The sequence below is a fragment of the Flavobacterium sp. genome, assembly GCF_044368625.1.
Classification (GTDB): domain Bacteria; phylum Bacteroidota; class Bacteroidia; order Flavobacteriales; family Flavobacteriaceae; genus Flavobacterium.
This window is the reverse complement of record NZ_JBIPPD010000266.1, coordinates 1-3,735: the sequence shown is the minus strand read 5'-3', so window position 1 is coordinate 3,735 and position 3,735 is coordinate 1. Positions and strand designations below refer to the sequence as shown.

5 protein-coding genes and 1 pseudogene are annotated in these 3,735 nt (G+C 36.0%); 1 reads left to right on the top strand and 5 read right to left on the bottom strand.

All coding sequences use genetic code 11. The annotated features are described in order from the left end of the window. From ACIQ2X_RS14580 to ACIQ2X_RS14560, 5 genes and pseudogenes are all read right to left on the bottom strand, one after another. Positions 1-226, bottom strand: a pseudogene (locus ACIQ2X_RS14580) (NADH-quinone oxidoreductase subunit D); the annotation flags it as partial. 24 nt (positions 227-250) lie between these two features. Further along, complete coding sequence (locus tag ACIQ2X_RS14575) at positions 251-772, bottom strand: NADH-quinone oxidoreductase subunit C (RefSeq protein WP_396179682.1); 522 nt, start codon at positions 770-772, stop codon at positions 251-253. A gap of 2 nt (positions 773-774) precedes the next feature. Further along, positions 775-1,323 carry an NADH-quinone oxidoreductase subunit B gene (locus ACIQ2X_RS14570; RefSeq protein WP_396179681.1) on the bottom strand — a complete coding sequence of 183 codons (549 nt, stop codon included), beginning with the start codon at positions 1,321-1,323 and terminating at the stop codon, positions 775-777. Between the two features lie 139 nt (positions 1,324-1,462). After that, a complete protein-coding gene (locus ACIQ2X_RS14565) occupies positions 1,463-1,828 on the bottom strand; it encodes an NADH-quinone oxidoreductase subunit A (RefSeq protein ID WP_396179680.1) in 366 nt (121 codons plus the stop codon). Positions 1,829-1,961: 133 nt separating this feature from the next. Further along, the gene (locus ACIQ2X_RS14560) at positions 1,962-2,435 is read right to left on the bottom strand and encodes a TspO/MBR family protein (protein ID WP_396179678.1); all 474 of its coding nucleotides are present in this window, start codon (positions 2,433-2,435) and stop codon (positions 1,962-1,964) included. Between the two features lie 99 nt (positions 2,436-2,534). On the opposite strand from ACIQ2X_RS14560, the gene mvaD reads away from it, so the two are divergent. After that, entirely contained in the window at positions 2,535-3,626 is a 1,092-nt protein-coding gene (gene mvaD, locus ACIQ2X_RS14555) for a diphosphomevalonate decarboxylase (protein ID WP_396179677.1), read from the top strand. Positions 3,627-3,735: the final 109 nt, after the last annotated feature.

Below are 3,735 nucleotides of genomic sequence, written 5' to 3'. Positions count from 1 at the left end.
GTCGGTTTTCTGCAATTTTTTCAAAAGCACGGTGAATGTAACCCACAGTTCCTTCGCCTTCTACGATTCTTTCGCCATCCATCAACAAGATGTTTTGAAAAATTCCGTGAGTCGCAGGGTGAGTTGGTCCTAAATTCAGAATCGAAAGCTCGCTTCCGTCTTCATTTTGCCTTTGCTTGATAATGTCGGCATAACGTAATTCTGGTGGTAATAATAAGTCTTGCATTTTCGCGCTATTATTTCAGGTGCGTTAACAATTAATTGTTGTTCTCCCGAAGAAACGGTCGTCTTTATCGGTACGTCCGCCGTCTTCTAGTGGAAATTCTTTTCGCATCGGAAAAGAAGTCATTTCATCCATATTCAAAATACGTTTCAATTGTGGATGACCTTTAAATATAATTCCATAAAAATCGAATGTTTCACGCTCTTGCCAGTTAGCGCCTGAGAACAAACTGGTTACTGAATTGATTTCTAAATTTTCTAATGAAAGAAAACATTTAAAACGCACTCTTGTATTGTCCAGCCAATTGTGCATGTGATAAACCACAGCAAATTCTTTGTCTTTTTCTGCTTCGGGATAATGAATTCCGCAGATGTCGGTTAGGAAATTGAACCGTAAAGTTGCATCATCTCTCAAAAAGCGCATCACTTCTAGATTGCTTTCGGCTGTTACATCAAAGGTAAAAATATCGTGTTGTTGTATAAAATTCGATACTATATTATCGAACTTATCCACTAGTTTTGTTTGTATAATCGTGCTATCTAAAGCCATGTTTATTTGATGTTATAAGAAGCCAATAATTCATTATATTCAGGAGAACTCCTGCGTCTTGCCGATTCCGATCGAACCAAATCTTGCAATCGCATAATTCCGTCCAAAATTTGTTCGGGTCGAGGTGGGCAACCCGGTACGTAAACGTCGACAGGAATTACTTTGTCAATTCCTTGTAATACTGAATACGTGTCGAAAATTCCGCCCGAACTGGCACATGCACCAACTGCTATTACCCAACGAGGCTCTGCCATTTGTTCGTAAACTTGACGTAAAATAGGTGCCATTTTTTTGGAAATAGTTCCCATCACGAGCAGCATATCTGCTTGGCGTGGTGAGAAACTCATTCGTTCCGAGCCAAACCGAGCCAAATCATAATGCGATCCCATAGTTGCCATAAATTCAATACCGCAACAAGAAGTAGCAAAGGGTAAAGGCCAAAGCGAATTAGCACGAGCCAAACCTACAACATCACTCATTTTTGTAGCAAAAAATCCTTCGCCAGAATATCCTTCCGGGGGTGCTACCATATTTGATTTTATTTCACTCATTTAAGTTATGATTTTTGAATTAGGTTTTCTGCTTTTAAATGATCGTAAAACGTAAATTCTGTTTTCAATATGTTTTTGGAATAGAGCATCCTATTCCTGAAGCCAGGCCAGAACATCTCAAAACCGAAAAATCCTTATATTATTCCCACTCCAAACCTTTTTTCTTCATCACGTAGAAAAATCCTACCACAAGAAGAAACATAAAAATGCCCATTTTAATTAAACCTTCAAAACCCATTTCACGGAAATTAACCGCCCATGGATACATAAATATAACTTCGACATCAAAAAGGACGAATAAAATGGCTACCAAAAAGTATTTAACAGAAAAAGGCATTCGGGCATTTCCTACCGATTCGATACCACATTCAAAATTTTTATCCTTGTTTTTAGATGATCTTTTTGGGCCTAAAAAACTAGAGCCAATAATGGTTGCTACTACAAATCCTACTGCGAGAAGTAACTGCATTACTATCGGAAAATAGTCAAATTGATTTGATTGCATAATATTAGGTTTATGGAAAAGTAATTTTTGCACAAAGATAGGTTGCATCTATTTAAAACACAACCTTAAATGCATTTTTCACTTTTGTTGAATTGTTGGAAATGGCTAGTTTTTATTCATTATAAATAAGGATTTAGCGATTGAGCCACCAAATACTGGCATTCAAAAACAGGGCAAAACTCACCCAAAGAAGGTAAGGGATGAATAAATATCCTGCAAATTTGTTGATTTTACTGAAAAGTATGTAGGTTTCGTAAATGATAAGTAGGAGTAAAATAATTTCGATAAGTGCGATTGACGGATTTTTTAACCCAAAAAACAAAAAAGACCAAAGCGTGTTTAAAATCAATTGAATTGCAAAAAACAGCAATCCCTTTTTCGCTAAGGGATGGGTGTCAATTTTATCCCAAACAATTGCTCCTGCAACGGCTATGCAAATGTAAAGTAAAGTCCAAACAGGCCCAAAAAGCCAATTGGGTGGATTGAAACTCGGTTTTTCAATTATTGTATACCAAGTTTCAATACTATTTTGTGTCACCATTCCGGCAAAATAGCCGATTCCGAGGCAGACGACAAGTAGTATGATGATTTTATAGGCGAGTTTCATAATCGTAATTTTTTCTTCAAAAATACGAATTTTGTTGATTTAAAAGTTGTTTTTTGATGTGAAGCAAATAAAGTATCTTTGTCAAAAATTGAATAAAGAATGACAGCAGTTACGGATTTTATACCTCAAGCGTATACGCAAAAAATAACGCAGAAAGGACAATTTCAATGGAGTGCTCCAAGTAATATCGCATTGGTAAAATATTGGGGTAAAAAGGAACATCAAATTCCTGCTAATCCTTCCATCAGTTTTACGTTGAATAATTGTAAAACCATTACTACACTTGAGTTTGAACCTAAAAGTTCGGATTCGAATGATTTTTCTTTCGACTTATTTTTAGACGGAAAGCCAAAAGAAGATTTCAAACCTAAAATTCAGAAATTCTTTGAACGAATTGCGGTTTATGTGCCATTTTTAAAAGATTTTCATTTTGTTATTTCTACTGAAAATACATTTCCGCACAGTTCAGGAATTGCATCATCGGCGAGCGGAATGGCGGCAATGGCAGTCAATTTGATGTCAATGGAAAAACTTTTTAATCCTGAAATGGCAGACGACTATTTTTGGAAAAAAGCCTCTTTTTTAGCGCGATTGGGTTCTGGAAGTGCATGCCGAAGTATCAAAGGTTCGGTTGTGGTGTGGGGAAAAAGCGAGTCAATTAAAGAAAGTTCAGATTTATTTGGGGTTGAATTTACAGAGCTCATTCATCCTAATTTTCAGCAGTATCAAGATACAATTTTGCTTGTGGACAAAGGAGAAAAAGTGGTTTCGAGTACCGTAGGTCACGAATTAATGCACAATCATCCTTATGCTGCACAACGATTTGAGCAAGCCCATGAAAATTTGGCAAAAATGAAACAAATTTTGAAGGATGGAAACCTTAAAAAGTTTGTGGAATTAGTGGAAAGTGAGGCCTTAACATTGCATTCGATGATGATGACTTCTCATCCGTATTTTATTTTGATGAAACCCAACACTTTAGAGATTATAAATAAAATTTGGAAATTCCGGCAAGCAACTGATATTCAGGTATGTTTTACACTTGATGCGGGTGCAAACGTTCATGTTTTATACCCCGAAAATGGCAAAGAAAAGATTTTGCAATTTATTAAGGATGAATTAATTGGCTATTGCCAAAATCAGCAGTATATTTGCGACGAAATTGGTGTAGGTGCTTTGAAATTGGATTAAGTTTTGTATATTTAAACTTTACTATCACATTTATGGACATTCAATTAGAAAAATTAGAGCTTATTAAGCTGTTGGCAGAGACCGAAAATCCATCAATAATTAAGGATAT

Coding starts and splice junctions, on each gene's coding strand:
- ACIQ2X_RS14575 (WP_396179682.1), bottom strand. CDS start 772: ATGGCTTTAGATAGCACGATTATACAAACAAAACTAGTGGATAAGTTC.
- ACIQ2X_RS14570 (WP_396179681.1), bottom strand. CDS start 1,323: ATGAGTGAAATAAAATCAAATATGGTAGCACCCCCGGAAGGATATTCT.
- ACIQ2X_RS14565 (WP_396179680.1), bottom strand. CDS start 1,828: ATGCAATCAAATCAATTTGACTATTTTCCGATAGTAATGCAGTTACTT.
- ACIQ2X_RS14560 (WP_396179678.1), bottom strand. CDS start 2,435: ATGAAACTCGCCTATAAAATCATCATACTACTTGTCGTCTGCCTCGGA.
- mvaD (WP_396179677.1), top strand. CDS start 2,535: ATGACAGCAGTTACGGATTTTATACCTCAAGCGTATACGCAAAAAATA.